Source organism: Devosia sp. (assembly GCF_036406155.1).
Lineage (GTDB): Bacteria > Pseudomonadota > Alphaproteobacteria > Rhizobiales > Devosiaceae > Devosia_A.
Window position 1 is genome coordinate 1 of record NZ_DASWVV010000210.1, and the last position, 2,009, is coordinate 2,009.

Genomic DNA, 2,009 nt, shown 5'->3' on the forward strand with positions numbered 1-2,009 from the left:
GAGCTCGGAGGCATGGCGGCGCACGGAGGGCGAGGCCAGCGGCTTGCCGACGGCGGTGACATCCGCCTCCACGCGCGCGGGTTTCGGGGGTTCACTCCTTCCCTCTGCCCGGTCTTCACTCCTTCCCCCTCCGGGGGAAGGTGGGGATGGGGGCACCGCCGGCGATTCGGGCTGTGCCGGCACGTTCCCCCTCCCCTGCCCAGCGGGGGTGGGAGATGAAGAACCCTCGACCTCGATGCGGATCAGCTCCGAGCCGACGGCCATCAACTGCCCGACCTCGCCACCGAGGGAGAGCACCTTGCCCGCGACCGACGAAGGAATCTCCACCGTCGCCTTGTCGGTCATCACGTCGGCCAGGCCCTGGTCCTCCACCACCTCGTCGCCGGGCTTGACGTGCCACGCCACGAGCTCGACCTCGGCGATGCCTTCCCCGATGTCCGGGATCTTGATGACGTGGACGCCCATCAGTCCACCATCACGCGTTTCATCGCCGCGGCGACGCGGGCCGGGCCCGGGAAATAAGCCCACTCCTGCGCGTGCGGGTACGGCGTGTCCCAACCCGCGACGCGCTCGATCGGCGCCTCCAGGTGGTAGAAGCAGTTCTCCTGCACCAGCGAGACCAGCTCCGCGCCGAAGCCGCTGGTGCGCGTGGCCTCGTGGACGACGACGCAGCGGCCGGTCTTCTTGACCGATTCGACGACCGTGGGCAGGTCCATCGGCCACAGGCTGCGCAGGTCGATGATCTCCGCGTCGACGCCGGCCTCGCGCGCGGCGGCCTCGGAGACGTAGACCATCGTGCCGTAGGTGATCACCGTCAGGTCCTTGCCGGGACGGAACACCGACGCCTTCTCGAGCGGCACGGTGTAGTAGCCTTCCGGCACCTCGCCCATCGGGTGCGCCGACCAGGGCACGAGCGGCCGGTCCGGGTAGCCGTCGAAGGGGCCGTTGTAGATGCGCTTGGGCTCCAGGAAGATGACCGGGTCGTCATTCTCGATGCACGAGATGAGCAGCCCCTTGGCGTCATACGGGTTGCTGGGCATCACCGTGCGGATGCCGCACACGTGCGTGAACAGCGCTTCCGGGCTCTGGCTGTGCGTCTGCCCGCCGTAAATGCCACCCCCGCAAGGCATGCGGATGGTGAGCGGCGCGGTGAAGTCGCCGGCCGAACGGTAGCGCATGCGCGCCGCCTCGGAGACGATCTGGTCGGAGGCCGGGTAGAAGTAATCGGCGAACTGCACTTCGACCACGGGACGCAGCCCGTAGGCCGCCATGCCGATCGCGGTGCCCACGATGCCGCCTTCGGAGATCGGCGCGTCGAACACGCGCGACTTGCCGTACTTGGCCTGCAGCCCTTCGGTGCAGCGGAACACGCCGCCGAAATAGCCGACGTCCTGCCCGAAGACGACGACGTTGGGGTCGCGCTCGAGCATCAGGTCCATCGCCGAGCGCAGCGCCTGGATCATCGTCATGCGGCGCGTGGCGGTGCCCGCCGTGGCCGCCAGTTCCTTGTCGCGCGCGTTCACGGCTTCTCCTGCAGCATCTGCTCACGTTGCCGGCGCAGGTGCTCCGGCATTTCCTTGTACACGTCCTCGAACATCGACGCCGCGTCGGCCATGCGGCCGTCGGCCAGCGAGCCGTAGCGTTCCGCCTCCTTCAGCGCCGCGCCCACCTGGGCTTCGAATTCCTTTTGCGTCGCGACGTGCTCCTCGTCCGACCACGCGCCCAGCTGGACCAGGTGCTGCTTGAGCCGCGTGACCGGGTCGCCGAGGGGGAAGTGCGACCAGTCGTCGGCCGGGCGGTAGCGCGAGGGATCGTCGGACGTCGAGTGCGGGCCGCCCCGGTACGTCACCCACTCGATCAGCGTCGGGCCGAGGTTGCTGCGCGCGCGCTCGGCGGCCCAGCGCGAAGCCGCGTACACGGCCAGGAAGTCGTTGCCGTCCACCCGCAGCGAGGCGATGCCGCAGCCCACGCCGCGCGCGGCGAACGTCGTCGCCTCGCCGCCGGCGATC

General features: G+C 69.6%; 3 protein-coding genes. All 3 read right to left on the bottom strand.

Going from position 1 to position 2,009, the window contains the following annotated elements:
* Positions 1 to 465: biotin/lipoyl-containing protein (locus VGD93_RS14905; RefSeq protein ID WP_395012956.1), on the bottom strand; the 465-nt coding region annotated here is incomplete at its 3' end.
* Positions 465 to 1,469, bottom strand: coding sequence for an alpha-ketoacid dehydrogenase subunit beta (locus tag VGD93_RS14910; RefSeq protein WP_395012958.1), 1,005 nt, complete (start codon positions 1,467 to 1,469; stop codon positions 465 to 467). The genes VGD93_RS14905 and VGD93_RS14910, both read right to left, overlap by 1 nt.
* A gap of 50 nt (positions 1,470 to 1,519) precedes the next feature.
* Positions 1,520 to 2,009, bottom strand: a 490-nt coding sequence (locus VGD93_RS14915; protein ID WP_395012957.1) for a thiamine pyrophosphate-dependent enzyme, incomplete at its 5' end; no start/stop codon positions are given.